A 26172-nucleotide genomic window follows, 5' to 3' on the forward strand; every position below is an offset into this window, starting at 1 on the left:
CCCGGTGGCCCTGCGCCCCGGCCCTCAGTAGATGCTGACCCCGTAGGCGTTCAGCGCCTCCGGCACCGGCTGGTAGAACGTGGTGCCTCCGCTCCGGCAGTCGCCGCTGCCGCCCGAGGTCAGCCCGAGCGCCTTGCTGCCGTCGTAGAGCGGTCCTCCGGAGTCTCCGGGCTCGGCGCACACATTGGTCTGGATCATGCCGTGCACGGTGCCGCCGCCCTGGTAGCGGACGGTCACATTGAGCGCGGTCACGGTCCCGCTGTGGGTGCCCGTGGTGGAGCCGGTGCGCTTGACGTTCTCGCCGACGTAGGCGTTGGCCGCGGTGTAGCCGCCGGGGTGGCTGAGGGAGGTGTTGTCGTAGCGGACCAGGGCGTAGTCGTCGCCGGGGAAGCTGGCGCCGACGGTCGGGCCGATCAGGGTGCGGTGGGCCGAGTCGGTGTACCAGGTCTTGACCGACTTGCCGCAGTGACCGGCGGTCAGGAAGTAGTACGTACCGCCCTTGACCACGTTGAAGCCGAGCGAACAGCGGTAGCCGCCGCCGTAGATGGCGTCTCCGGCGTCCGCCAGCGGGCGGAAGACCCCCGGAGTGCGCCTGACCTCGACGGCGTCGGCGCCGGCGGCCTTCTCGATACGGGCGATCTCGGCCGCGGAGACGGTGCTGTCCGCGGTCACGACCACCTGCCCGGACGCCCGGTCGGTGTACCAGGCGGTGCCGCCCGGTGCGGTGGCGGCCACGGCGTCGCGGACGCGGGCGAGTTCGGCCGCGTCGGAGGCCGCGCCGGCCGGGGCGGACGCGCCCGCGCTGGGCACCCCGGCCAGGGTGGCGGCGACGAGACCGGCGGCGACGGCGAGCAGTCGGAAGCGCTGGGTTCTCACTGATCCTCCTCGTGGGAAGCGAAAGGCCCGACAGGTGGGGGCCCGTGAGACGCATGTGGGGGTGGCGTGTTCCTGACATGCACCGCAGGGGAGAATGCCCGCCCGCCGGTCGCCGCACAAGAGAGCCGCGGGGAGCGCACGGCGCACGGGTCAGCCCCGGAATGGCCGGAAGTCGACCATCCGGATAGCCGAAGCCGACCATCCGCACAGCCCGCGGCCCACCGCACGGCGGCCGGCACGCAGCCGCACACCACCACGGCCCCCACTCCGCAGGACACCGCAGCGCACACCACCACCGGCCCCGCCCCACAGGACACCGCAGCCGCACACCACCACCGCCACCCGCCCCGCACGACACCGCAGCCGCGCACCACCACCGCCACCCACCCACAGGACACCGCAGCCGCGCACCACCACCGCCCCGCTCCGCTCCGCCCCGCAGGGACACCGCAGCCGTGCGCCGCCCTCAACAACCGCAGTCGCACCCGCAGTCACAGTCACTGCAACACCCGTCCTCGCCGCAGCAACTGCAGCAGTTGCAGCAGTCCCCGCACCCGGAGCAGTCGCAGTTCGTACAGGCGCCCTCCTTGCGCTCCCGCGACCAGGGATCCTCGTACGTCCCGCAGCACATCTGGCACGTACAGGCGAGCCCCATCCACACCGCGCACCCGGCGATCAGCCCGCGCCGGTCGCGGTGGGGCGGCTGCGGAGGCAGCGGCGCTCCGGGTCCGCCGGGCGGGGCGTACGGTCCCGACGGCGGCGGCCCGTACAGGGAGGGGCCGTGTGCACAGGACGTGGTTCCGAACGCCCGGTCCACCGAGGTCGCGAGCTCGTGCACCAGCAGCCGATGCACCAGCTTCCCGTCGGTGAACTCCACCTCGCGCAGCGCCAGCCGTATGCCGTGCACGGCGTCGTCGGCCAGCCGCCGCGCCTCCGGCAGGGACGTCCCGGTCGCCGTGAGCGGGTTCCACGCGCCGGACGCCGCGTCGGCAGCCTGGTCCTCCACCGCGTCCAGCAGATGCGCGAGCCGTCCGAAGAGCCGTCCGGCCTCGGCGAGCGGCAGCGCGTTGCCCGGCTTCCCGGCGAGGACCGCGGTGTGCGCGAACGCCGCCGACGTGGCCGTCTCGGTCGGCTCGGTGACGGTCAGGATCGGTGTGCCGGGCCCCGCGAGCGCCTCCAGACCGACCTGCCGGTCCACCGCCTCGACGAGCACACCGGTGTCGAAGCCGACGGCCGATCCGCCACGCGCCCCGGCCCGCCCCCAGCTGTCGGCGACCCGGCGTGCGGCGAGCGCCACCGGTGCCCGCGCCAGCAGCCCGTCCCCGTCGGCCATGTGGTCGCGGACCTTGGCCGAGGCCAGCACCAGCGACACCGCCGCCGCGAGCCGCGCGCCCTCGCCCCGGGCGACGGATGCGGTGCGCATCCCGCGCAAGGGGCAGGGTCCCGCCGTACGCCGCCAGCCCTCGGCCCGCTCCCGCGGCGCCTGAGCCTCCGTCAGGACGGATATGAGCAAACCGTCGTAATTGGTGACGATTCGAGCGAACTGCCCGTGATCCCGGCGCAGTGCGAGGCAGAGCCCGCACAAGTGGGCCATCCACTGGGTCTTCAGCCGCTCCCCGAGACGGTGACGGCACGGCCTGACGATTCCGAACACGACGATCCCCCGTGACTGCGCGCAAGGTTGACACGGCGTCGAGATCGCGCCGAGTGGCCTGATCGTATCGGCCGACGGTCCTACCGCGCGGGCCTCTCGGGAGTGGCCTGGTTCACCCGTACGCACCGTCATTCACTCGCGTGCCGTGAAGAATCATATTTCACTCACAGTCAGCAGCCATACGCGTCACGACCCTTGGGGCACCTGGGCTCTCGACGGATCGACTGTGCACCAGTACCGTCACAAACCCCCCGCGCGGCGTCTATCCACTTGGCGCGTTGTCCGCATCATGGATGACCATAGGGATTGCGGAAAGCAGAAGAAGACCGCTGTGAGAGGAGGCGTCCATGGGATCGGTGCGCAAGGCGAGTGCGTGGCTCGGCCTCGTCGACGACAACGATGACGAGCGCTACTACGACGACGACACCTACGAGGGGAACGACTCCGGCGACGCCTGGGTCACGGATCCCCGGGTGAAGGTGGCCACGGACACGGCCGAGGAGAAGGGCCGCCGGATCGGCACGGTCACCCCGGACAGCTTCCGGGACGCCCGTGCCATCGGCGAGCTGTTCCGGGAAGGGGTCCCGGTCATCATGAACCTCACGGCCATGGAGCCGGCCGACGCCAAGCGCGTCGTCGACTTCGCGGCCGGCCTGATCTTCGGGCTGCGCGGCTCCATCGAGCGCGTGTCCACCCGGGTGTTCCTGCTGACGCCCGCGAACACGGAGATCGTCAACGGCGAGCCGGCGGCGCACCGCACCGACGGCTTCTTCAACCAGAGCTGAGGCAGGGCCGCTTCCATCGGCCCTGCCCCTGCTCGGGCGTTCACCGGAAGGCGTCGAGCCCGGTGAGCGCCTTGCCCAGCACGAGCTGGTGCATCTCGACGGTGCCCTCGTAGGTGAGCACCGATTCGAGGTTGGTCGCGTGCCGCATCACGGGATATTCGAGGGAGATCCCGTTGGCACCGAGGATCGTCCGCGCCGTACGGCAGATCTCGATGGCCTCGCGGACGTTGTTGAGCTTGCCGAAGCTGACCTGCTCGGGACGCAGGCGGTCGGCGTCCATGCGCCGCCCCAGATGGTGGGCGAGCAGAATCCCCTTGTGCAGTTCGACCGCCATGTCGGCGAGCTTGGCCTGGGTCAGCTGAAAGCCGCCGATGGGACGCCCGAACTGCTCACGCGACTTCGCGTAGTCGACGGCCGTCTCGAAGCAGGAGCGTGCCGCGCCCATCGCGCCCCAGACGATGCCGTAGCGGGCGTGCGACAGACAGCTCAGCGGTCCGCGGAGGCCCGTGACCTCGGGGAGTACGGCGTCGGCGGGCAGCCGCACCTCGTCCATCACCAGTTCGCTGGTGACCGAGGCGCGCAGCGACCACTTGTGCTTGATCTCGGGCGCGGAGAAGCCGGGACTGTCGGTCGGCACGACGAAGCCGCGGATGCCGTCCTCCGTCTGCGCCCACACCACGGCGACCCCGGCGACCGTGCCGTTGGTGATCCACATCTTGCGCCCGCTGAGCACCCAGTCGCCGCCGTCGCGCTTGGCGTACGTCCGCAGGGACGCGGGGTCGGAGCCGATGTCGGGCTCGGTCAGCCCGAAGCAGCCGATGACCTCACCGGCGGCCATGCGGGGAAGCCAGGTCTGCTTCTGCTCCTCGGAGCCGAAGCGGTGGATGGCGTACATGGCGAGGGAGCCCTGCACCGACACCAGCGACCGGATGCCCGAGTCGGCGGCCTCCAGCTCCAGACAGGCCAGCCCGTACTGCACGGCGGACGCCCCGGCGCAGCCGTACCCGTCCAGCGACATCCCGAGCGCACCGATCTCCCCGAGCTCCCGGGCCAGCTCCCGGATCTCGGGCAGCTCCCCCTTCTCGTACCACTCGGCGACACGCGGCAGCACCCGCTCGGCGGCCCACCGCCGGACGGTGTCCCGTACGGCGAGGTCCTCGGGCTCCAGCAGATCGTCGATCCCGAGCGGATCGGACGGGTCAAAGGGGGGCAACTTGGCGGACACGGCTCACCTTCCGACGCTGGAAACTAGCACCGCTAACGACAACTGGTCCCAGACGCTACGACGCCCCGCACCGGACGTCCACCCATGTCAGGCGGAGACCCGTGACTCGGCGACGCCCCGCGGCGCGGGCAGCTCCACATCGACCGCCTCGCACTGCATCGCGCGCGGCAGCCGCAGCGCCATCGCGGCACCCAGCAGCAGCAGACCCGCGCTCACCAGCAGCGTCACATGCAGCCCGTGCACGAAGGAGTCCCGCGCCACCTGCCGCAGCGAGGCCCCCGTCTCCCCGCCCAGCCGGGAGGCCACCGCGTATGCCTCGCCCAGCGAGTGCCCCGCCGACGCGGACGCGGCGGACGGCACCCCGGGCACGGAGGTGACGCCGGGCGCGTACGCCGCGTTCATCACCGAGCCCAGGAGCGCGATCCCGATGCCCGCTCCGAGCTGGTAGGAGGTCTCCCCGATCGCCGCCGCGCCGCCCGCGTCCTCGGCCGGCGCCTCGCTCAGCATCGACTCGTACGCCCCGAACAGCGTCGTCTCCAGACCGAAGCCGAGCAGCAGGAATCCGGCGAGCAGCAGCCCGGCGTCGTCCTCGCGCCCCATCGCCGTCAGCAGCACCACGGCCGCCGCGGTCAGACAGAATCCGGCGCACACCATCCGGCGCGGTCCGAACCGCCGCAGCATCCGCGCCCCGAACAGCCCCGCCGCCATCGCCGCTATGGTCAGCGGCAGCAGCCTGAGCCCCGTCTCCAGCGGCGACAGCCCGAGCACCAGCTGCAGATACTGCGCGGCGATCAGCTCCAGGCCGACCAGCGCGAGCATCGCCAGGACGATGCAGCCGACCGAGGTGCTGAACGCCGGCCGGGCGAACATCCGCAGGTCGACCAGCGGATGCGTGCGCCGCCGCTGCCGTCGTACGAACAGCGTCAGCAGCACCGCGCCGAGCACCAGCGGCACGACGGTGAGCGCGCCGAGCACGGACTCACCGCCACCGAGCCGCTTCACCCCGAACACGAGCGCGAACAGACCGGCGGCCGCGGTCAGGGCGCCCACGACGTCCCAGGGACCCTTCCCGTCACCCGTCGACTCGGGCAGCAGCAGCCGCCCGACGGGCAGGCTGACCAGCATCAGGGGGATGTTCACCAGGAACACCGACCCCCACCAGAAGTGCTCAAGGAGGAAGCCGCCGAGCAGCGGTCCGACGGCCGCGCCGACGGCGGCCACCGCACTCCAGATACCGATGGCGAGCGCCCGCTCACGGCGGTCGGGGAAGACCTGCCGCAGGATCGACAGCGTGGCGGGCATGATCATCGCGCCGCCGACGCCGAGCAGCGCCCGCGCGATGATGAGCACCTGCGGGTCGGGGGCGAACGCGGCAGCCGCGGAGGCGACGCCGAACAGGGTGTAGCCGAGGAGCAGGATCCGTCTGCGGCCGACGCGGTCGCCGAGCGTGCCGAACAGGATCAGCAGCGAGGCGCAGACGAGCGGGTAGATGTCGACGATCCAGAGCAGTTCTATCGCGCCGGGCTGGAGGTCCTCGGTGACGGCGGGCACCGCCACGTGCAGCACGGTCGCGTCGACCGCGACGAGCAGCAGGCTGACGCACAGGACGACGAGGACCACCCAGCGGTTGGCACCGGCCCCGGCCGCCCGACGGCGCAGCAGGGCAGCCGTGGTCGTCCCGGACATGTACGTACCTCCCAGATGTCCCCTCGCGTACGGCGGGCTCACGGGGTGGGGACTCCCCGTGACGATGGCCGGAGCGGAGCGGCAGCCCCGGCCCGCGCTACGGATACGCGAGTGAGCCGTCAGCGTACGCGAGTTCGCGCCTCGGTCGCGTGGTGGAACTCTCACCCATGTCCGTGAACCCGTGTGGCGTACACCACTCTCTCCGCCTTTTTCCATGTCAGCGGGGTCGGGGCGAGCCGGGACACACCGGATAATCGAGCCCGTGACCGATCTTGACACGCGTGTGGCACCGGCCCCCTCGGCCCTCGGCCGCGCTTCCTCGGCCCTGCGCAGGGCGGCCCCGGCCCTCCTCGGGTACGCGGCCGTGCGCGCCCTGGGCCTGATCGCGCTGGCCCTGTGGAGCGCCGCGCGCGACAAGAGCGCGCACACCCTGCTGACCGCCCGCTGGGACTCCCTGTGGTACACCCGCGTCGCCGAGCTGGGCTACGGCTACGAGGTGCGGCTGCCCAACGGGGACGTCCACTCCAATCTGGCGTTCTTCCCGCTGCTGCCGTGGCTGGAGCGGGCACTGCACGCGGTGAGCCCGCTGTCGTACGCCGATGCCGGGCTGGCCGTGTCCCTGCTGGCCTCGCTCGCCGCGGCGTGGGGGATCTTCGCGGTGGCCGACCGGGTGTACGGGCGGCGGGCCGGGGTGTGCGCGGTGCTGCTGTGGGCGGTGCTGCCGGTGGGGATCGTGCAGTCGATGGCGTACAGCGAGTCGCTGTTCACCGCGCTGGCCGCCTGGTCGCTGTACGCGGTCCTGACGGGCCGCTGGGTGACCGCGGGCGCGCTGGCGGCGCTGGCCGGGCTGACCCGCCCGGTGGGTCTCGCGGTGGTCGCGGCGGTGTGGGCGGCGGGCATCGTGTCGTTCGTACAGGAGCGCCGCCGCTCCTCGTTCGGGCGGACGGGGAGCCCGGCGGCAACCGCGGGCGCTCGGGGAGCCGCGCACGCCCCCTCCCCCACCGCCGACGGGTCCGACCGGGGCGCGCCGGTGTGGCCGCGCGCCCTGGGGCTGCTCCTCGCGCCCCTGGGCGCCGCCGGTTATGTGCTGTGGGTGGGCCATCGCACCGGCAAGGGCCCGCTCGGCTATCTCGACGTCCAGGCGGGCTGGCGCAACGGCTTCGACGGCGGGTACGCCTTCGCCCGGTTCGTCGCCGACAAGTTCACCTCCGTTCCGGGCGCTCTGGCGGGCCTGGCGCTGATCGCGGGGGTGTGCCTGGTGGTGTGGCTCTACGTGGTGTGCGTACGGCAGGGGCAGCCGCTGCCCCTGCTGGTGTACGCGGGGGTGGTGACCGCGCTCGCGCTGTGCGCGTCGAGCTACTTCGGTTCCAAGCCGCGGCTGCTGATGCCGGCCTTCCCGCTGCTGCTGCCGCTCGCCCTCGCCCTGGCCCGGGCCCGTCGGACCAGGTCGGCCGCGGTGCTCGGCACGGTGGCGGTGGCCTCGGCGGTGTACGGGGCGTTCTGGCTGAACGGCTCGGGCCCTCCGTGACCGTGCGGACACCGGCGGTGAATTCCGTGCCATGCCCTGGTGAACGAATTGAGAAGCGCGGCAAAACCCGATACCGGAATGATCAAAGGAATTGAAGGGAACCGGCCCGCGCCATTTCGGATTCCCCGGCAATAAACGCCGTTCTGAGAGCAATCCCACATCACATCGTCATTACGAAGCCTGCGCTTCCGCCGTTTGCATCCCTCACTCCCTGTAACGTCGATTGCGTGCGTACCGAACCAAAGCCGACCCGGCTCGACCGGATCTTCGCCAGACTGGACCGCGAACCCGAACGGCCCGTCCTCGACGTGCCCCGGATGACGCGGCACCGTGTGGTGCTCTTCGGCGCGACCCTGGCCTTCTACATCGCGATCGTGCTCGCGGTGGCGGCCACCACGTTCCTGGTCCGTATCGACTGGCAGGCCATGCTCTTCCGGCCGTACCAGCAGTGGCCGGAGATCCACGCGTTCCTGGACTACTGGGTGGTCCTCGGCCAGCGCGGCCCGACGGCCGTGCTGATCTCGGCCTGGCTGGGCTGGCGCTCCTGGCGGCAGCGCACCCTGCGTCCGCTGGTGGTGTTCGGCGCGGCCCTGCTGCTGCTGAACGTGACCGTGGGTGCCGTGAAGTACGGCCTGGGCCGCTCGGGACCGCACTACGCGACCGAGGTCGGCTCCAACGAGATGTGGCACTGGTTCCAGGCCGGAAGCGACATATTTCCCTCGGGTCACACCGCGAACGCCGTGGTGACCTGGGGTGTCCTCGCCTATCTGGCCTCCACGCCGCGCACCCGGCGCTGGCTGTCGGCGCTGTCGGCCGTACTGTCCCTGAGCGTCGGCCTGACCACCGTCTACCTCGGTACGCACTGGCTGAGCGATGTGCTCCTCGGCTGGGCCGCGGGTCTGCTGGTCCTGCTGGCGCTGCCCTGGTTCGAGCCGCTGATCTCCCGCGCCGAGTCGTTCCTGCTGGGCCTGCGCGACCGCTGGGCGGCCCGCCGCTCCGCCACCGCACCGGCCGCCGCCCCCGCGCCGGCCCTCGCCCGGCAGGGCACGCCGGAGGGCGGCGAGAGCGAGCCGGTGCGCGAGACCATCCCGTCGTCGGCCGCCCGGACCGCCGCCGCGCGCACCCCGGCCTATCTGGCCCCCGGCCCGCACACCGCCCGCTCCGAGCGCACCCCGGTCACCCCGGCCGGCAGCCGCCGCCCGCCGCACCCCGACCGCGTCGCGCGCGGCACCGGATCGCCGGCCCGTCCGCTGACCGGCGGCTGACCGGCCGCCGGACCGGCCCCAGGACTGCGGGGCGCACGGTACGCACACACCGCGCCCCGCACCGCGAAGGCCCCGGTTCTCCCTGACGGGAGCCGGGGCCTTCGTCGTGCGTCGGCGCGGGTGCGGGGCGCTCAGCCCTTCCAGGCGCGGGCCACCCGGCCCGCCCGTACCTCGAAGTTCAGGCGGCCGCTGCGGTACTCCATGGTGATGATCGCCCCCGGTGGCAGCGAGCGGACGGTCGACCAGCCCCGCTCGCGCGCGAGCCGCTCCGCGCCGGATGCCTCCAGGCCGACGTAGGCGTCCGGATCGTCGTGAGGTTCGCCTGCGGGTTTCGGTATCGGTGCCATGCGGCCACGCTAGGGGCACAGCACAGGCCGGGGGAAGCCGGAAGCGGACACGCGGGGGAGCGCGTCCCTCCTCGGTCACACTTGTGTCACAAGATCACTACAGGGGTTTGGCGCCCGGCCCCTCACCCGGATGAGCGGTCGTGTAGCCCTTCCGCAGGTATTCGAACGCAATTCCCGCGTGTCGTCGAGCCCTTCCGAATTACCCGGCGGAAAGTTCCCGGAGTACCGTCCCCGGAGCCATTCCATTCCGTTTCCGGGCGGCCCCGCGGACACCGCAAAGCATCATGACGGGACCCCCCGGGTACCCGCGCCGCGGGTTCGGCCGGGCCCGGGGCGCGAGCAGCGAAGGGGCGAGCCAGTCATGGGAACGCAGACCGTGCGGGCCGCGGTGGAACCCGGACACCGCAGGCGGCCCGGCCGGGTGATCGTGGACTGGCTGACCACCACCGACCACAAGAAGATCGGCCATCTGTACCTGGTCACGTCGTTCCTGTTCTTCCTGGCGGGCGGGCTGATGGCGCTGGTGATGCGCGCCGAGCTGGCCCGGCCGGGGACGCAGCTGGTGAGCAATCACGAGTTCAACCAGCTGTTCACGATGCACGGCACGATCATGCTGCTGCTGTTCGCGACGCCGAGCTTCGCCGGGTTCGCCAACGAGCTGATGCCGCTGCAGATCGGCGCCCCGGACGTGGCGTTCCCGCGGCTGAACATGCTGTCGTACTGGCTGTTCCTGTTCGGCGGGCTGATGGTCATGGGCTCGCTGCTGCTGCCCGAGGGCCCCGCCGCCTTCGGCTGGTTCGCCTACGCCCCGCTCAACAGCTGGGAGCGCTCGCCGGGCCTCGGTCCGGATCTGTGGATCATGGGGCTGGCGCTGGCCGGCTTCGGCACGATCCTCGGCGCGGTCAACTTCGTCACCACCATCATCGGGATGCGCGCCCCCGGCATGACCATGTTCCGGATGCCGGTGTTCACCTGGAACACGCTGTTCACGTCGATCCTGGTCCTGCTGGCGTTCCCGGTGCTCGCGGCCGCGCTGCTGTGTCTGGAGGCCGACCGCCGGTTCGGCTCGCACATCTTCGACGCGGCCAACGGCGGGGCGCTGCTGTGGCAGCACCTGTTCTGGTTCTTCGGGCACCCCGAGGTCTACATCATCGCGCTGCCGTTCTTCGGGATCATCACCGAGATCATCCCGGTCTTCTCCCGCAAGCCGATCTTCGGTTACACGGCGCTGGTCGGCGCCACCATGGCGATCACCGGTCTGTCGGTGGTGGTGTGGGCGCACCACATGTTCGCCACGGGCGCGGTGCTGCTGCCGTTCTTCTCCTTCATGAGCTTCCTGATCGCCGTGCCCACCGGCGTGAAGTTCTTCAACTGGACCGGCACCATGCTGCGCGGCTCGCTGTCCTTCGAGACGCCGATGCTGTGGTCGGTGGGCTTCCTGGTGACGTTCCTGTTCGGCGGGCTGACGGGGGTGATCCTGGCGTCGCCGCCGATGGACTTCCATGTCACCGACTCGTACTTCGTGGTCGCCCACTTCCACTACGTCGTCTTCGGCACCGTCGTCTTCGCCGTCTTCGGCGGCTTCTACTTCTGGTGGCCCAAGTTCACCGGCAGGATGCTCGACGAGCGGCTCGGCAAGATCCAGTTCTGGACGCTGTTCGTGGGCTTCCACACCACCTTCCTGGTCCAGCACTGGCTGGGCGCGGAGGGCATGCCCCGCCGCTACCCGGACTATCTCGCCGCGGACGGCTTCACCGCGCTGAACACGGTCTCCACGATCGGCTCGCTGCTGCTGGGCCTGTCGACGCTGCCGTTCCTCTACAACGTCTGGAAGACCGCCAAGTACGGCGAGAAGGTCGACGTCGACGACCCCTGGGGCTACGGCCGCTCCCTGGAGTGGGCGACCTCCTGCCCGCCGCCGCGGCACAACTTCGTCACGCTGCCCCGGGTCCGCTCGGACTCCCCGGCGTTCGATCTGCACCACCCGGAGTTCGCCGCGGTGGAGCAGCGTCACCCCGTTCAAGAGCACGGGACAAAAGGTCCCTTCCCCTCCTGATGGCCTCGCCGAGCCCGGCCGGCTCCAGCACCTCGAACTCCACGCCCAGCATCATCAGATGGACCACCATCACATCCAGGCTCGCGGCGCCGGTCCGCAGGACGCAGCTGCGCTCGCTCTCGGCCTCCAGCGTCCCCGCCGACGGCGAGATCCGCTGCGCCGCCTCCTCGACGGGCACCAGCAGCCGCACGGCGGCGTGCGCGGCGTAGGCGCGCGTGGAGACGCCCTGGGAGACATAGGCGGCGAGGTCGTCGGCGGGTGGTTCGCGCGGGGTGAAGCGGGGCCCGTGCGGGGGCCTGGGGGTGATCCGGTCGACGCGGAACGTACGCCAGTCCTCGCGGTCGAGGTCCCAGGCGACCAGGTACCAGCGCCGCTCGCTGCACACCAGCCGGTGCGGTTCGACGGTACGGCGGGTCGGGGCGCCCAGATGGTCCTCGTAGTCGAAGCGCAGCCGCTCGGTGTCCCGGCACAGTCCCGCCAGCTCGGTCAGCAGGGCCGGGTCGACGGCGTCGGGGCGGGCGCCCCGCAGCATCGGCACGGTGAAGGCGTTCAGCGCGCTCACCCGGCGGCGCAGCCGGTGCGGCAGCACCTGCTCCAGCTTGGCGAGCGCGCGCACGGAGGACTCGCCGATGCCCTCGACGCCCTGCCCGGCGGCGGTGCGCAGGCCGACGGCCACGGCGACGGCCTCGTCGTCGTCCAGGAGCAGCGGCGGCAGTTCGGCGCCGACGCCGAGCTGGTAGCCGCCGCCGGTGCCGGGGCTGGCGTTGACCGGGTAGCCCAGTTCGCGCAGCCGGTCCACGTCCCGGCGGACCGTGCGCGCGGTGACGCCGAGCCGCTCGGCCAACTCGGCCCCGGACCACTCGCGGTGGGCCTGGAGCAGCGAGAGCAGGCGCAGCAGTCGGGCGGAGGTCTCCAGCATGGTCACCAGTGTCCATCAGGGGCGGTAGGACAGTTGCGGCACCTCGAAGCAGGTGCGGGTCATCTCCCCTTGCGAGACCCAGCCCGCCCCGTCCCGCCAGCGCGCCACCGACAGACATGTGCGGCGCGTCCGCGGCGGCTCGGCCATCGGCTCGTAGGACACCGGCAGCAGCAGCCCGTCGGCGGTGTAGCCCTCGGTGCGGCCGACGAACGCGTCGACACACGCGCGCGTGATGCCGCTCGGCGCGCACGACCGGGCCGCCTCCGTGAACCACTTCGCGGCCGCCCAGCCCTCCAACTGCCACTGGGAGTGCGTCTCCAGCCCCGCGGTGGCTGCCCGGAACTCCCGTACGGCCGGGTGGGAGGTGTCCTCGAAGTTGCGGCTCGCCCCGGTCACCCACAGGGCGTTGCGGCAGCGGGGCGCGTCCCGGTAGTCCTCGGCGACGGCGGAGTTCCAGTTCTGCACGTTGGTGACCTTGGCGGTGACGTGGGCGCCGACGGCGTCCATGGCCGCGCACAGCCGGGCGTTGCCGTGGCTGTCGAGGGCGTCGAAGACGAGGTCCGCGCCCCGCTCCCGCAGATCGGCGGCCACCGCGCGGAAGTTGGGCAGCGCGAAGTCGACCTGCTCGGTGACGACCCGGTAGCCCTCGGCCCGCAGGCCCCGCTCGATCAGCCGGGCGTAGGCGGCGGAGGCGGCCTGGTTGTACGAGACGACGGCGGCCGTACGGGCCCCGTGCTCGCGTCTGAAGTAGCGGTAGACCTCGGTGCCGCCGTACAGCCGCCCGTCCCAGCCGGGGGTGCCGTCGCGGGGGGCGAGGCTGCCGTAGATGCCGTACAGGTGCGGCCAGGTGTCGTAGGCGGCGCCGATGGGCTGGCCGCCGACGTCGGGCACGCGGGCGCGCGAGACGCGGGGGGCGCCCGCGTAGTCGAGGGCGGTGGTGGCGACCAGGGCGACGACCCGCTCCTCGTCGACGAGCCGGTGCACGCACGCGTTGTTGCCGACGCCGCTGCCACCGTCGTCGCACAGCCGCACCTCGACGCGGCGGCCGTCGATGCCGCCGCGCGCGTTGAGCCGGTCGAACCAGGCCGTCGCGCCGTCGCGCGGGCCGGTGAAGGCGGCGCCGCCGACGGGGCTGGTGGCGCTGGTGATGATGCCGACCCGGATCGGTTCGCGGGACGGCGCGGGCGTGCCCCGGTCCCGGTGCTGGAAGTCGCTCTCCGGCAGCCGGCTGCCGCACCCGGCCGCGAGCAGCGTCAGCAGCGCCGCGGCGAGGGCCTCAGCAGCCCGGGATCGGCGACTGGGTCGCACTGCCGGTCCGGCTCAGCTGCACCAGCGCGCACAGGGTCTTGACGGACACCTTCCAGGTGCCGTCCTGCTCCACGGCGCTCCCCGAGGCGTTCGGCAGCGCGGTCTGTCCCTGGAGCGTCAGGGTGTACGTCACGTTCGCCTCGGTCGGCGCGGTGAAGGCGACCTTCTCGACCTTCGCGCCGACCTGTCCGCCGCGCTCGTCACCGCTGAACGCCTGCAGGACGGGGGCCATCCGCTCGCCGTTCTCCAGGACGGTCTGCTTGTCCCGCAGCGAGGTCCTCGGGTCGAAGAACCTCTGCCAGTTCCGCCTGATCTCGGCCTCGGCCGCCTCGGGGTCGGACGGCTGCGGCCGGGCCCCGGGCTCGCTGATCGTGGGGATCACGGTCGGGGTGTCGAGCGTCGGCACGGGAGCCGGACTCGCGTCGCCGCCGCCCTCGTCGTCGGTGCACGCCGTGAGGGCCGGGGCCAGGAACAGCAGCAGCGCGGCCGCGAGCGCGGTGCCGCCCCGCCGCGCCCCGCGCCACCTGATGAGGTCGCTCCCGAGAACCATCTGGCTCACCACCGGGTGTCGGTCCGGGCGTGCGCGCCCGGTGCTTTCAGGGTCAGCTGACAGCAGGCATAGTGCAAGCCATTGGCCGACTTGGACATACCGCCGACAGAAGCGACGCGTGGGAGCCGACGATGCCGACGTTGAGGACACCCCGGGCCCGGCCCGCGCACCCGGTCCTGTGGGCCGGCTGGGCCGCCCTCGCGGCCGGCGCGGTGCTGTGCGTCATCGGCTGGTACGGCATCTCCGGGGAGCGGTTCGCCGAGCGCCAGCTGCCGTATCTCGCCTCCTGCACGATCCCGGGGGCCGCGCTGATCGTCGCCGCCGCGGTGCTGCTCGCCCACGGCCGGGACGCCCTCGCCGCCGCGCGCGTGGAGGAGCTGTACGCGCTGCTGGTGACGGACGGTCCGGGCGACGGGGAACAGGCCGCGACCGGCCCGGTGGCAGTCTCGCCCGAGCTGCTGGCGGTGCCGGGCGGCACCCTGTACCACCGGGCGGACTGCCCCCTGGCGGCGGGCAAGGCGGGCGCGGTGCCGGTCGACGAGCGGATGCGCGCGCAGTTGGGCCCGTGCCCGGTCTGCGAACCGGACACCTGATGTCCTCGCTCACCTACGACCTCACGCTCGCCGGCCTCGCGGTCGGCGGCGCGGCCGCGCTCACCGGGATCGGGCTGATCGTGACGTACCGCGCGACGGGCGTGCTGAACTTCGCGCACGGGGCGATCGCCATGGTGTGCGCCTACGCGCTGCGCCAGACGGTGGTCGGGTGGGGCTGGCCGCTGTGGCTGGGGGCCCTGGTGACGCTGCTGGTGCTGGCGCCCGCCGTCGGGGTGGTGCTGGAGCGTTTCGTCTTCCGGCCGCTCGCGGTCCTCGGCGGCGATCCGGCGCAGACGCTGGTGGCGTCCCTCGGGGTGTTCGTGCTGCTGGTGGGCGGGGCGGCGCTGCTGTGGGGGCAGGGCGCGCGAGACGACGTACCCGAACCGGTGACCTGGGAGCCGTGGGGGCAGCTGACGGTGGTGCTGGTGCTGGCCGCCGGGGTGGCGGCCGTGATCCGGCGGACGCGCTTCGGCCGGGAGCTGCGGGCGGTGGTGGACGACCGGGGGCTGGCCGTGCTGAGCGGCATCGACGCCGACCGGGTGGCCGCGGCGGGCTGGGCGTTCGGCTCGTTCACCGCGGGCCTGACGGGCGTCCTGCTGGCGCCCACCGTCCGCCTGGACCCGTACGGGCTGCCGCTGCTGGTGATGGAGGTGGTGGCGGTCGCGGTGGCGGCACGGATGAAGAGCCTCTCCGTCGCCGTCCTGGTCGCGCTGGGCATCGGCGTGGCGCAGAGCCAGCTGACGCGGCTGCACCCCTCGGGCTGGCGGGAGCCGCTGCTCCAGGCGGTCGGCGCCAATCTGTTCGTCGTCGCGCTGCTGGTCGCCGCGCTGGTGCTGCCCGGCCTCGGCGGCCGGGACGCGCTGCCGCGCACGGCGACGGCACGGGTGCCGACGCCGCCCGGCGCCTGGCCGGTGGCCGTCGTGCTGGTCCTGCTGCCGCTGGGCTTCGCGGGCGAGGACCTGCACACCTCGGTGCAGGTGCCGGCGCTGGCCGTGGTGCTGCTGTCGCTGGTGGTGGTGACCGGGCGCGGCGGGCAGATCTCGCTGGGGCAGGCCGCGTACGCGGGTCTGGGCGCCCTGTTCACCGCCCTGCTCGCGGCCGGACGCTTCCCCGGCCTGCCCCGGCTGCCGGAGCTGGCGGCGCTCGCGGTGGCCGTCCTCCTGGTGGCCCCGCTGGGCCTGCTCACCGGCTGGCCCGCGATCCGCCGCCACGGCCTCGCGCTCGCCCTGGCCACCTTCGCGGTCGGCGTCGCCGTCAGTCGCTTCGTCTTCGCCCAGCCCTATGCCACGCACGGCCTGTCCCTGGGCCGCCCGGCCGGCTTCGAGGGCGACCGCGCCTACTACGTCCTGGAGCTGCTGGTGCTGGCGGCGGCACTGCTGGCGGTGCGGGCCCTGCGCCGGGGCCGCACCGGCCGCGCCCTCGCCGCGATGCGCGACCACGAGGCGGGCGCCCAGGCGGCGGGCGTCCGCGTCCCGTCCCTCAAGCTCCTCGCCTTCGTCACCGGGGCCGCCCTGGCCGCCCTCGGCGGCGGCCTGCTCGGGATGGGCCTGCGCGCCTTCGACCCGGCCGCCTTCGACCCCGTCCGCGGCCTGCTGTGGTTCGCCGCGATCGTCGTCCTCGGCGCCGACAGCACGCTCGGCGCCCTGGCCGCGGCGGCCCTGCTGGTCGGTCTGGACGCGGGTACGAGGGGCGGCGTGGCGGCGGCCGTCATCGGCGTACTGGCGGTCCTGATCGGCCGCTTTCCGGGCGGCCCCTACGAGGCCCTGCGGGCGGTGGCCGCGCGACTGCGCCGCCCGGACACGGCCGGGCTGACGCCGCGGGGAGAGGCCGTACGCCGCCTCCTCGCCGCGCGGCCACGGCCTCCGGCGCACCTGCACGCCGCAACCCCCGCACACCCTTCCGCGCGGCCACGGCCGCCCGCGGACCCGCACGCCGCAACCCGCGCACACCCTTCACCGCGGACGCGTACCGCACCCCCCGCGGAGCCGCCGACCGCCACGAGCGGGAAACCGAACCGCGGGCGCCCCCACGCACCCGCGCCCGCCCTGGAGGCCCGCGCCCTCCACGCCCGCCACGGCCGCTTCACCGCGCTCCACGGAGTGGACCTCACCGTCACCCCCGGCCAGGTCACCGCCGTCGTCGGACCCAACGGCGCGGGCAAGAGCACCCTCTTCGACTGCCTGGCCGGCGCCCTCCGCCCCACCCACGGCACGGTGCTCCTGGAGGGCCGGGACATCACCCGCCTCCCCGCCCACACCCGCAACCACCTCGGCGTGGCCCGCTCCTTCCAGCGGCTGGCGGTGTTCCCGTCGCTCACCGTCGCCGAGAACGTCCTCGTCGGCGGTGCCCCGGGCAGCACCGAGCGCGCCCTGTCCCTGTTCGCCCTCGGCCCGCTGCGCGACCACCCCGCCGCCGGCCTGCCCACCGGCACCCTGCGCCGCGTGGAACTCGCCCGCGCCTTCGCCGCCACCCCCCGCGTCCTCCTCCTCGACGAGCCCGCCGCCGGCCTGGACACCACCGAAGTCGCCGCGCTGACCCGCATCCTCGGGGCGCTGGCCGCCGAGGGCACGGCCCTGCTGATCGTCGAGCACGACCTCGACCTGGTCGCCGGCCTCGCGGACACCGTGCACGTCATGGACGCCGGCCGGATCGTCACCAGCGGCCCTCCCGGCACCGTCCTGTCCGAGGCGGTCCCATGACGATCTCCCTGCGCCACGCGCGCGTGCGCTACGGTCCCCTGGAGGCCCTGCACGGCGTCACCCTGGCCGCCCCCTCCCCCGGCCTGACCGTCCTGCTCGGCCGCAACGGCTCCGGCCGTACGACGGCCCTGCGCGCCCTGGCCGGAACCGTCCCCCTGTCCGGCGGTGCGGTCGTCTGGGACGGCACCGACGTGACCCGGCTGCCCGCGCACCGACGGGCCCGCCGGGGACTGTGCCTGGTCCCCGAACGGCAGGCCGTCTTCGGCTCCCTGACGGTCCGCGAGAACCTGGAGCTCACCGCCCGCGACCCCGACCCCGCCCTGGACGCCTACCCGCAGCTCGCCCCGCTCCTCGACCACCGCGCCGCCACCCTGTCCGGCGGCGAACAGCGCATGCTCGCCGTGGCCCGCGCCCTGCTGTCCCGCGCGCGCGTCCTGCTCCTCGACGAGCCCACCCAGGGCATGTCACCGCAGGCCGCCGCACACACCTACGCACTGCTCACCGCGCTGGACGCCTGCGTCGTCCTCGCCGAACAGCGGCTGCCCCCGGCACCGCACGGCGGGCCCGTGCTGGTGTACGCGCTGCGCCGCGGCGAGGTCGCCTTCAGCGGGGAGCCGGCCGAGTGGGAGCGTCGGCAAGCGGCGGACCGAACACCGCCGGGGCCCGGCCGGACGGGTCCTGCACGCGGGACGAGCCCTTCGGGATGACCAGCAGCATGCCGATCCGCAGCAGGTCCGGACGGCGGCCGAGCGCCTTCGCGTTGGCCTCGTACAGGCCGCGCCAGCCGCCCTTGACGCCGTACTTGCGGGCGATCGCGAAGAGCGTGTCGCCGGGTTTGACGGTGTGCATCCGGCCCGAGAGCCCGTAGCGCCGGGAGCACACCGGCCAGGCCCCCCAGCCCTGGACCGCGAGCACCTCGCGGGCGACCGCGATCTGCTCCGCGCGCGTGGCGAGGTCCGCTCGGGGGGCGTACTTCAGGCCGCCGAAGTCCACCCAGGTGGGCTGCCAGAACTGCAGTCCCCCGTAGTAGCCGTTGCCGGTGTTGATGTGCCAGCGCCCGCTGCTCTCGCACTCGGCGATACAGCCCCACGGCCACTCGTCCTCGGCGCACTTGTACGGCACGCGCGCGGTGGCGGCGCCGGGCGCGGGCGGCAGCGGCGCGGAGTGGGCTCCGGTGGGGAGAAGGACGGTCGTCAGGGCCGCCGCGAGGACGGCGAGCGTGACTCGGCGTGGGTGGGGCATCGGGCCACGCTAAGCAGCGGTGCGCGCTCCTCCGCCCGAGCCGCGCCCGGCACGGGCGGGGCCCCACCCGGTCGGCGGACCGGGCGGGGCCCCTGGGCCGGCGGGCCGCCGCGGACTCAGACGTCCAGGCGCAGTCCGGGCAGGATCAGGTCGGGGTCACCGCCGATGACGGCCCTGTTGACGGCGTACAGCGCCTGCCAGGTCGTGCCGTACCGCCCGGCGACGGCGCTGAGCGTGTCGCCCGGTCGGACGGTGTGGTGCCCGCGGGACGCGTCACGGTCGGTGTGCCCGAGGGCCCGCGCCGGCGCCTCGGCGGACTGGACCGGGGCGGCCTTCCCGGTGCGCTGCCCGGTACGGGACTCGGTACGGCCCGTGGGCGACTCGGCGCTCCGCGACGGCGCGGCCCCGCCGGTCGCGGGTGCCGCGGGCGCGTCCCCGTACGCGCCGGCGCGGACCGAGCAGATCGGCCAGGCGCCCCAGCCCTGGTCCCGCTGGACCTCGGTGGCGACGGCGATCTGCTGCTCGCGGCTGCCGCCTGCGGCGGTCGGGGCGTAGGCGGTGCCGCCGTACGCGCGCCAGGTGGACGCGGAGAACTGCAGTCCGCCGTAGTAGCCGTTGCCGGTGTCGATGTGCCAGTCGCCGCCGCTCTCGCACTGGGCGATGCGGTCCCACACCCCGTGGTCCGCCGCACGGGCGCCGCCGGTCGCGGTCAGCAGCCCGAGCGGGGCGAGCAGGGCCGCCCCGGCGAGGACCGCCGTCGTGCGCGCCGTGCGGGAGGCGTGGTCGTGCGTGGTATCCGCACATTCGGACATGAGAATCCCTCTCTTCGAGCGGTGCTCGGTGCCGCACGGCCGACGAATGTACGGAGCGTGGTGAGCTCCGCTCAACCAACCGCCTTACGGGCCAGGCCAGTTGACCGTTACCGCCGGTACGAATTCATCGGCATGACCCGACTCCTTCATCGATTTCGGGATTTGTCGATCGACCCGATGTGACCATCTGTGACCCACCTCACCGCGGCAAGTTCCTTTGACGTCCGATCACTTGACAGGGAGTGGTCGATTCCGTTCGCGATATGACTCTGCGCGTCGGATGCCGCGATTCCGTTCGGCGGGCAGCGTGACTCCCGCCACAGCTCACCCGTTGTCTTCTTCATGAGGCCGCCCGGCCTCGCCCCACCCCGCATCACTAGGGAGCAACCCGTGCCGCGCATGCTGGACCTCAGTGACGAGGTACGCGCCGAGATCGGCGACGAAGAAGCAGACCGGCTGCTCGCCGGAGACAACGCCCCTGGCAGTTACGACTGCACGTCCTGCCGCACCCCGGGCGACTCCGAGCTCGAGCGCACCAGCACCGTCCTGTTCGTCGGGGACGAGACCGCCGTCCTCGCCTTCGCCCACGCCAGCTGCCTGCCCTCGCAGGTCGTCCAGGTCACCGAGGAGCAGCTGCGCGGCGCCGTGCGGTCGATCAGCGGCGACACCGTCGACCTGGAGCCCGACAAGGTGGTGCCCGAGCAGGCCGTGCTCGGCGTGACCAGCGGACTCGTGCTGATCGCCGGGGAGTTGCACCCCGCGCTGGTCGTCGAGCCGACCGGCCCGATCGTGCGGCCCGGCTCGGGCGGGTCCGGCGACGACTTCCTGCCGCTGCTCATCGAGCAGGGCTTCATGCCGCTCACCGAACTGTCCACGGTGCCGCCGGTGCAGCACGGGTGGTCGGTGCTGCTGGCGATGGGCCAGCTGCACGCGGTGCTGCAGCCGGGGCCGAACGGCGGGCAGCCGGTGGCCTGGTGGCAGGCGCACCAGCCGCTCCAGGTGACCGAGGGCTGGCGGGCGGCCGCCAACAAGCACCAGCAGGTGCTCATGTTCGCGGCGCCCGTGGGGTCCATCGGGCGTCAGCCCCGCGAGGACCTGCTGCGTGACGCCCTCGACAAGGCCGCGGCGAACGGGAAGTTGGTCGGGGCCGCGCTGCCTCTGGCAGGGACGTGACGTTCGCCCGCCGAGCAGGGCGCTGCCCCACCGCATCCCTTCGCGCGTCCCGTCGTTTGGACTTACGTGTACGCATACGACGTCCCCCGCCGTCAGGTTCCGCCGCCGATCCCCTCGGCCCGGTCGGTTCACGACCCCCAATCAGGCCCATCGGCCACGCCGATCTACGACAAGCTGTACGCCGAGTACGTCAAGACCTTCCGTTCGCTGCCGGGCGATCGCAGCGGTGAGGAAGGGCTGGAGTTCACCGCGTTCGGCAGCAGCCCGTACGGGGTCCGGCACTCAGGGTCGTACGGCGGCTCCTACAGCGCGTACAGCGCGGGAGCCAGCAGTGCGCGCAGCGGCGGTGGACACCAGCCGCAGTGGCAGCGGGTCGCCGCGCTGCCGCCGGGGACGCGCGGCTTCTGAGGCTGGCGACGGAACGGAAAAGGGGCGGCTCCTCGGGAGCCGCCCCTTTCGTCACTTCTTCTTCTGGCCGCGCTTCTCGCGCACCCGCACCGAGATGTGGATCGGGGTGCCCTCGAAGCCGAACTCCTCGCGCAGGCGGCGCTCGATGAAGCGCCGGTAGCCCGCCTCGATGAAGCCGGAGGCGAACAGGACGAACCGCGGCGGCTTGGTGCCGGCCTGGGTGCCGAAGAGGATGCGCGGCTGCTTGCCGCCCCGGATCGGGTGCGGGTGGGCGGCGACCAGCTCGCCGAGGAAGGCGTTCAGCCGTCCGGTCGGCACGCGCGTCTCCCAGCCCGCGAGGGCCGTCTCGATCGCCGGGACCAGCTTCTCCATGTGCCGGCCGGTGCGCGCGGAGACGTTCACGCGGGGCGCCCAGGCGATCTGGCCGAGCTCGGTCTCGATCTCCCGCTCCAGGTAGTAGCGGCGCTCCTCGTCGAGGGTGTCCCACTTGTTGAAGGCCAGCACGATCGCGCGCCCGGCCTCCACGGCCATCGTCACGATCCGCTGGTCCTGCACCGAGATGGACTCCGAGGCGTCGATCAGGATGACCGCCACCTCGGCCTTCTCGACGGCGGCCGCGGTGCGCAGGGAGGCGTAGTAGTCGGCGCCCTGCTGGAGGTGGACGCGCTTGCGGATACCGGCCGTGTCGACGAACTTCCAGGTGACGCCGCCGAGTTCGATCAGCTCGTCGACCGGGTCGCGGGTGGTGCCCGCGAGCTCGTTGACGACGACGCGCTCCTCGCCCGCCACCTTGTTCAGCAGCGAGGACTTGCCGACGTTGGGGCGGCCGATGAGCGCGATGCGGCGCGGGCCGCCGATCCCGGCGCCGCCGAAGCCCTGCGCGGGGGCCTCGGGCAGCGCCTCCAGGACGGCGTCCAGCATGTCGCCGGTGCCCCGGCCGTGCAGCGCGGACACCGGGTACGGCTCGCCCAGGCCCAGGGACCACAGGTAGGCGGCGTCGGCCTCGCCGCTGGGGCCGTCGACCTTGTTGGCGCACAGCACGACCGGCTTGCCGGCCTTGCGCAGGAGCCGTACGACCGCCTCGTCGGTGTCGGTGGCGCCGACCTTGGCGTCCACGACGAACACGACCGCGTCGGCCGCCTCGATCGCGAACTCGGCCTGCGCGGCCACGGAGGCGTCGATGCCGGCGACGTCCTGCTCCCAGCCGCCGGTGTCGACGACCTTGAAGCGGCGGCCCGCCCACTCGGCCTCGTAGGTGACCCGGTCACGGGTGACGCCCGGCTTGTCCTCGACGACCGCCTCGCGGCGGCCGATGATCCGGTTCACCAGGGTCGACTTGCCGACATTGGGGCGGCCGACGACGGCGAGCACCGGCAGCGGACCGTGCCCGGCCGCCTCGATGGCACCCTCGACGTCCTCGAGGTCGAAGCCCTCTTCCGCGGCGAGCTCCATGAACTCCGCGTACTCGGCGTCGCCGAGCGCCCCGTGGTCGTGCTCGAAGTGGTCCGAGCCGCCGGGCTGGATCTGGTCGTTCATGAAGTCCGTACCTCGTCGTTCATTCGTGGTGATCGGTGGAGCGTCCCGGTCCGACCGGTTTGATCCACTACTCAGTGTCGCTCAGCGCCCGGTCAGGCGCCTGGCGTTTTCCAGGTGCAGGGTGAGCTGCTTCTGGATGCGTTCGGTCGCCTCGTCCAGCGCCTTGCGCGTGCGGCGGCCGGTGCCGTCGCCCGCCTCGAAGGGCTCGCCGAACACGACGTCGACGCGGCTGCGCAGCGGGGGCAGCGCCTTTATCAACCGTCCGCGCCGCTGGGAGCTTCCCAGGACGGCCACGGGCACGATCGGCGCCCCGCTGCGCACCGCGAAGTACGCGAGCCCGGCACGCAGGGAGGCGAAGTCGCCCTCGCCCCGCGTGCCCTCGGGGAATATCCCGAGGACGCCGCCGCTCTCCAGCACACCGAGCGCCCGGCTGATGGCCGTGCGGTCGGCGACGGAGCGGTCCACCTTCAGCTGGCCGATGCCGGTCAGGAAGGGGTCGAGGGGGCCGACGAAGGCTTCCTTCTTGATCAGGAAGTGGGTGGGCCGCGGGGCCACGCCCATGACCATCGGGCCGTCGATGTTGTGGCTGTGGTTCACGGCGAGGATCACCGGGCCGGTCGCGGGGACCTTCCAGGCGCCCAGCACGCGCGGCCTGAACAGGCCGTACATCAGGCCGACGCCGATGCGCCGCCCGACCTCGGCGCCTCTCGCCGACGGAGCCTCGGTCACTTCCCCGCCCGCTTCTCCTCGACGAGGGTGACGACGCACTCGATGACCTGCTGGAGGGTGAGGTCGGTGGTGTCCACCTCGACCGCGTCGTCCGCCTTGGCGAGCGGCGAGGTCTTCCGGCTGGAGTCGGCCGCGTCCCGCTTGAGCAGCGCCTCACGGGTGGAGTGCACGTCGGCGCCCTTGAGCTCGCCGCTGCGGCGGGCGGCGCGGGCCTCCGGCGAGGCGGTCAGGAAGATCTTCAGGTCGGCGTCGGGCAGCACGGTGGTGCCGATGTCCCGGCCCTCGACGACGATGCCGTTCTCCGCGCCGGCCGCGATGGACCGCTGGAGCTCGGTGATCCGGGTGCGCACCTCGGGCACCGCGCTGACCGCGCTGACCTTGGAGGTGACCTCCTGGGTGCGGATCGGCCCGGACACGTCGACGCCGTCGACGGTGATCGTCGGCTGCTCCGGATCCGTACCGGAGACGATCTCCGGCTTGCCGGCGACGGCGGCGATCGCGGTCGGGTCGTCGATGTCGATGCCGTTGTTCACCATCCACCAGGTGATCGCCCGGTACTGGGCGCCGGTGTCCAGGTAGCTCAGGCCGAGCTGCGCGGCGACGGCCTTGGAGGTGCTCGACTTGCCCGTGCCGGAGGGGCCGTCGATGGCGACGATCACGGGCTGGGCGGCGCCGTTTTCCACGGAGGGACACCTTCCTGGTGCGGTGCGGGGTGGATGCGGGACGCGAGGGCGCCCCGCACAAGGTTACCGGCCCCGGAGCGCGTCCCTTACTGCCGGATGGACCAGCCCCGCTCGCGCAGGGCCGCGGTGAGCACCGGTACGGCCTTCGGCTCGACCGCCAGCTGGACCAGACCCGCCTGCTGCCCGGTGGCGTGCTCGATGCGGACGTCCTCGATGTTGACCCCGGCCCGGCCGGCGTCCGCGAAGATGCGGGCCAGCTGTCCGGGCTGGTCGTCGATGAGGACGACGACGGTCTCGTAGACCCGCGGCGCGGAGCCGTGCTTGCCGGGTACCCGGATCTGCCCGGCGTTGCCCCGCCGCAGCACGTCCTCGATGCCGGCCGCGCCCGCGCGCCGCTTGTCCTCGTCGGAGGACTGCAGGGCCCGCAGCGCCCGGACCGTCTCGTCGAGGTCGGCGGCGACGTCGCTGAGCAGGTCGGCGACCGGTCCGGGGTTCGCGGAGAGGATGTCGATCCACATCCGCGGGTCGGAGGCGGCGATCCGGGTCACGTCCCGGATGCCCTGCCCGCACAGCCGTACGGCGGACTCCTCGGCGTTCTCCAGGCGCGCGGCGACCATGCTGGACACCAGGTGCGGCATGTGGGAGACGAGGGCCACGGCGCGGTCGTGGGCGTCGGCGTCCATGACGACCGGCACGGCACGGCAGTGCGAGACCAGCTCCAGGGCGAGGTTCAGCACCTCGGTGTCGGTGTCCCGCGTGGGGGTGAGCACCCAGGGGCGGCCCTCGAAGAGGTCGGCGGTGGCGGCCAGCGGCCCGGACTTCTCCCGGCCGGACATCGGGTGGGTGCCGAGGTACGTCGTGAGGTCCAGGCCCAGCGCCTCCAGCTCCCGGCGCGGCCCGCCCTTGACGCTGGCCACGTCCAGATAGCCGCGGGCCGTGCCGCGCCGGATGGCGTCCGCGAGGACCCCGGCGACATGGGCGGGCGGGGCGGCGACGACACAGAGGTCGACGGGGCCCTCGGGCGCCTGGTCCGTCCCGGCGCCGAGCGCGGCGGCGGTGCGGGCCTGCTCGGGGTCGTGGTCGGCGAGGTGCACGACGACGCCGCGCCGGACGAGGGCCAGGGCGACCGAGGTTCCGATGAGCCCGGTTCCGATGACGAGTGCGGTCCTCACTGGGCGATGTCCTTGCGCAGGGCGGCCGCCGCACCGAGGTAGACGTGTGCGATGTCGGCGCGGGGCTTGTCGGATTCGATGTGCGCGAGCAGCCGGACGACGCGGGGCATGGCGCCCTCGATGTCCAGCTCCTGGGCGCAGATCAGCGGCACGTCGACGATCCCGAGCCTGCGGGCCGCGACCGCCGGGAAGTCGCTGTGCAGATCGGGCGTGGCCGTGAACCAGATGCTGATCAGGTCCTCGGCGGTCAGCCCGTTGCGCTCCAGTACGGCGGTGAGCAGGGCCGAGACCTGCTCCTCCATGTGGCCGGCCTCGTCCCGCTCCAGTTGCACGGCCCCCCGGACCGCTCGTACCGCCACGGCACTGCTCCTTGCTGCTGTACGGCGTTGCGCCGCTGATGTGCGGCTGTTCTGCCCGACCAGCCTAGTCAGCGCGCGGAGGTCCGGTGTCCGCCGCCCGCCCCCTGAGACGGCGTCACAGCGACTGCCGCCGGATCAGCTCCTCCAGCGAGGCCGCCTCGGGCACCCGGCCCTCGGGGGTGAGCCGGTCGACGACCGGGGGCAGGGTCTGGGCGAGGTCGTCCGCGGCCTGGTCGGGGGTGACACCGGCCTCCCGCGCGACCCGGTCGAGGGTGTCGTCGCCGAGGGCCTGCCGCAGCTGGTCGCCGGTCACGGACCGGTTGTCGCCGGTGCCGACCCAGGACTGCGCCTGTTCGCCGAGCCCGGCGCCGCCGAGCTTCTCCAGCAGGCCGAGCAGGGGGTTCGTCCCCATGCCATGGCCCAGTACATTGAGCAGGGCGCCGACCAGCAGCCCGCCGCTGCCGGTACCGCCCCGGCCGCCGAGGATGCCGCCGAGCAGATCGCCGATGCCGAGGTTCTCGCCCCTCGTGTCCTTGTCCGTCATGGTGCCGCCTTCCACAGGACGAC

24 protein-coding genes and 1 pseudogene are annotated in these 26172 nt (G+C 73.1%); 9 read left to right on the top strand and 16 right to left on the bottom strand.

All coding sequences use genetic code 11. The features are described from left to right. Positions 1-24: 24 nt before the first annotated feature. Together ACSU6M_RS07165 and ACSU6M_RS07170 are read right to left on the bottom strand one after the other, a co-directional pair. Positions 25-876: a S1 family peptidase gene (locus ACSU6M_RS07165; RefSeq protein WP_437067996.1), complete on the bottom strand. Its 852-nt coding sequence runs from the start codon at positions 874-876 to the stop codon at positions 25-27. A 466-nt stretch (positions 877-1342) separates the two neighbouring features. After that, positions 1343-2530: a DUF5685 family protein gene (locus ACSU6M_RS07170; RefSeq protein WP_437067997.1), complete on the bottom strand. Its 1188-nt coding sequence runs from the start codon at positions 2528-2530 to the stop codon at positions 1343-1345. A 347-nt stretch (positions 2531-2877) separates the two neighbouring features. On the opposite strand from ACSU6M_RS07170, the gene ACSU6M_RS07175 reads away from it, so the two are divergent. Next, on the top strand, positions 2878-3315 hold the full coding sequence (locus tag ACSU6M_RS07175; protein WP_437067998.1) for a cell division protein SepF: 438 nt from the start codon (positions 2878-2880) through the stop codon (positions 3313-3315). Between the two features lie 40 nt (positions 3316-3355). On the opposite strand, the gene ACSU6M_RS07180 is transcribed toward ACSU6M_RS07175, so the two are convergent. Next, a complete protein-coding gene (locus ACSU6M_RS07180; protein ID WP_437075035.1) occupies positions 3356-4528 on the bottom strand; it encodes an acyl-CoA dehydrogenase family protein in 1173 nt (390 codons plus the stop codon). 99 nt (positions 4529-4627) lie between these two features. Next, positions 4628-6226: an MFS transporter gene (locus ACSU6M_RS07185; RefSeq protein ID WP_437068000.1), complete on the bottom strand. Its 1599-nt coding sequence runs from the start codon at positions 6224-6226 to the stop codon at positions 4628-4630. Between the two features lie 262 nt (positions 6227-6488). Here ACSU6M_RS07185 and ACSU6M_RS07190 point away from each other — a divergent pair, with 262 nt between their 5' ends. Both ACSU6M_RS07190 and ACSU6M_RS07195 read left to right on the top strand, forming a co-directional pair. Further along, positions 6489-7754, top strand: a complete 1266-nt coding sequence (locus tag ACSU6M_RS07190; RefSeq protein ID WP_437068001.1) for a glycosyltransferase family 39 protein — start codon at positions 6489-6491, stop codon at positions 7752-7754. A gap of 227 nt (positions 7755-7981) precedes the next feature. After that, entirely contained in the window at positions 7982-9019 is a 1038-nt protein-coding gene (locus ACSU6M_RS07195; RefSeq protein ID WP_437068002.1) for a phosphatase PAP2 family protein, read from the top strand. Positions 9020-9150: 131 nt separating this feature from the next. On the opposite strand, the gene ACSU6M_RS07200 is transcribed toward ACSU6M_RS07195, so the two are convergent. Further along, positions 9151-9366, bottom strand: coding sequence for an I78 family peptidase inhibitor (locus ACSU6M_RS07200; protein WP_437068003.1), 216 nt, complete (start codon positions 9364-9366; stop codon positions 9151-9153). 361 nt (positions 9367-9727) lie between these two features. Between ACSU6M_RS07200 and ctaD the strand changes: the two are divergent. Then, a pseudogene (gene ctaD / locus ACSU6M_RS07205) lies at positions 9728-11410 on the top strand (aa3-type cytochrome oxidase subunit I); the annotation flags it as partial. On the opposite strand, the gene ACSU6M_RS07210 reads toward ctaD, so the two are convergent. Genes ACSU6M_RS07210 through ACSU6M_RS07220 form a run of 3 tightly spaced genes read right to left on the bottom strand, consistent with a single transcriptional unit; the run spans position 11301 to position 14199 of the window. Next, positions 11301-12341, bottom strand: a complete 1041-nt coding sequence (locus ACSU6M_RS07210) for a helix-turn-helix transcriptional regulator (protein WP_437068005.1) — start codon at positions 12339-12341, stop codon at positions 11301-11303. The pseudogene ctaD and the gene ACSU6M_RS07210 sit on opposite strands and share 110 nt — an antisense overlap. A 15-nt stretch (positions 12342-12356) precedes the next feature. Continuing rightward, a complete protein-coding gene (locus tag ACSU6M_RS07215; protein WP_437068006.1) occupies positions 12357-13649 on the bottom strand; it encodes an ABC transporter substrate-binding protein in 1293 nt (430 codons plus the stop codon). Beyond that, positions 13618-14199, bottom strand: coding sequence for a hypothetical protein (locus ACSU6M_RS07220; RefSeq protein WP_437068008.1), 582 nt, complete (start codon positions 14197-14199; stop codon positions 13618-13620). The genes ACSU6M_RS07215 and ACSU6M_RS07220 overlap by 32 nt, the downstream gene beginning before the upstream one ends. Positions 14200-14339: 140 nt before the next feature. Here ACSU6M_RS07220 and ACSU6M_RS07225 point away from each other — a divergent pair, with 140 nt between their 5' ends. From ACSU6M_RS07225 to ACSU6M_RS07235, 3 genes are read left to right on the top strand one after another with little or no spacing between them, the layout of a single operon-like run. Then, the gene (locus ACSU6M_RS07225) at positions 14340-14792 is read left to right on the top strand and encodes a hypothetical protein (RefSeq protein WP_437068010.1); all 453 of its coding nucleotides are present in this window, start codon (positions 14340-14342) and stop codon (positions 14790-14792) included. Next, positions 14792-17491 carry an ABC transporter permease subunit gene (locus ACSU6M_RS07230; RefSeq protein WP_437068012.1) on the top strand — a complete coding sequence of 900 codons (2700 nt, stop codon included), beginning with the start codon at positions 14792-14794 and terminating at the stop codon, positions 17489-17491. The genes ACSU6M_RS07225 and ACSU6M_RS07230 overlap by 1 nt, the downstream gene beginning before the upstream one ends. Continuing rightward, positions 17488-18198, top strand: coding sequence for an ABC transporter ATP-binding protein (locus ACSU6M_RS07235; protein WP_437068014.1), 711 nt, complete (start codon positions 17488-17490; stop codon positions 18196-18198). Before ACSU6M_RS07230 ends, ACSU6M_RS07235 begins: the two co-directional genes overlap by 4 nt. On the opposite strand, the gene ACSU6M_RS07240 is transcribed toward ACSU6M_RS07235, so the two are convergent. Further along, positions 18095-18733, bottom strand: a complete 639-nt coding sequence (locus tag ACSU6M_RS07240; RefSeq protein WP_437068016.1) for a transglycosylase family protein — start codon at positions 18731-18733, stop codon at positions 18095-18097. The genes ACSU6M_RS07235 and ACSU6M_RS07240 overlap by 104 nt on opposite strands. Positions 18734-18849: 116 nt before the next feature. Further along, positions 18850-19545 (bottom strand): transglycosylase family protein, encoded by a 696-nt coding sequence (locus ACSU6M_RS07245; RefSeq protein ID WP_437068018.1) that lies wholly within the window; start codon positions 19543-19545, stop codon positions 18850-18852. A 390-nt stretch (positions 19546-19935) separates the two neighbouring features. On the opposite strand from ACSU6M_RS07245, the gene ACSU6M_RS07250 reads away from it, so the two are divergent. Together ACSU6M_RS07250 and ACSU6M_RS07255 are read left to right on the top strand one after the other, a co-directional pair. Then, positions 19936-20718, top strand: coding sequence for a hypothetical protein (locus ACSU6M_RS07250; RefSeq protein ID WP_437068020.1), 783 nt, complete (start codon positions 19936-19938; stop codon positions 20716-20718). A gap of 66 nt (positions 20719-20784) precedes the next feature. Beyond that, positions 20785-21126, top strand: coding sequence for a hypothetical protein (locus ACSU6M_RS07255; RefSeq protein ID WP_437068021.1), 342 nt, complete (start codon positions 20785-20787; stop codon positions 21124-21126). A gap of 51 nt (positions 21127-21177) precedes the next feature. Here ACSU6M_RS07255 and der read toward each other — a convergent pair whose 3' ends face one another. The 6 genes from der to ACSU6M_RS07285 form a co-directional block, all read right to left on the bottom strand. Further along, on the bottom strand, positions 21178-22662 hold the full coding sequence (gene der / locus ACSU6M_RS07260; RefSeq protein WP_437068023.1) for a ribosome biogenesis GTPase Der: 1485 nt from the start codon (positions 22660-22662) through the stop codon (positions 21178-21180). Between the two features lie 81 nt (positions 22663-22743). Continuing rightward, the gene (locus ACSU6M_RS07265) at positions 22744-23391 is read right to left on the bottom strand and encodes a lysophospholipid acyltransferase family protein (protein WP_437068025.1); all 648 of its coding nucleotides are present in this window, start codon (positions 23389-23391) and stop codon (positions 22744-22746) included. Then, positions 23388-24074, bottom strand: coding sequence for a (d)CMP kinase (gene cmk / locus ACSU6M_RS07270; RefSeq protein ID WP_437068027.1), 687 nt, complete (start codon positions 24072-24074; stop codon positions 23388-23390). The genes ACSU6M_RS07265 and cmk overlap by 4 nt, the downstream gene beginning before the upstream one ends. An 86-nt stretch (positions 24075-24160) precedes the next feature. Continuing rightward, positions 24161-25246 (bottom strand): prephenate dehydrogenase, encoded by a 1086-nt coding sequence (locus tag ACSU6M_RS07275; RefSeq protein WP_437068029.1) that lies wholly within the window; start codon positions 25244-25246, stop codon positions 24161-24163. Continuing rightward, positions 25243-25605 carry a chorismate mutase gene (gene aroH, locus ACSU6M_RS07280; RefSeq protein WP_437068031.1) on the bottom strand — a complete coding sequence of 121 codons (363 nt, stop codon included), beginning with the start codon at positions 25603-25605 and terminating at the stop codon, positions 25243-25245. The genes ACSU6M_RS07275 and aroH overlap by 4 nt, the downstream gene beginning before the upstream one ends. A 115-nt stretch (positions 25606-25720) precedes the next feature. Next, the gene (locus ACSU6M_RS07285; RefSeq protein WP_437068032.1) at positions 25721-26149 is read right to left on the bottom strand and encodes a YidB family protein; all 429 of its coding nucleotides are present in this window, start codon (positions 26147-26149) and stop codon (positions 25721-25723) included. Positions 26150-26172: the final 23 nt, after the last annotated feature.

It is taken from the genome of Streptomyces sp. enrichment culture (assembly GCF_964272895.1).
GTDB lineage: Bacteria > Actinomycetota > Actinomycetes > Streptomycetales > Streptomycetaceae > Streptomyces.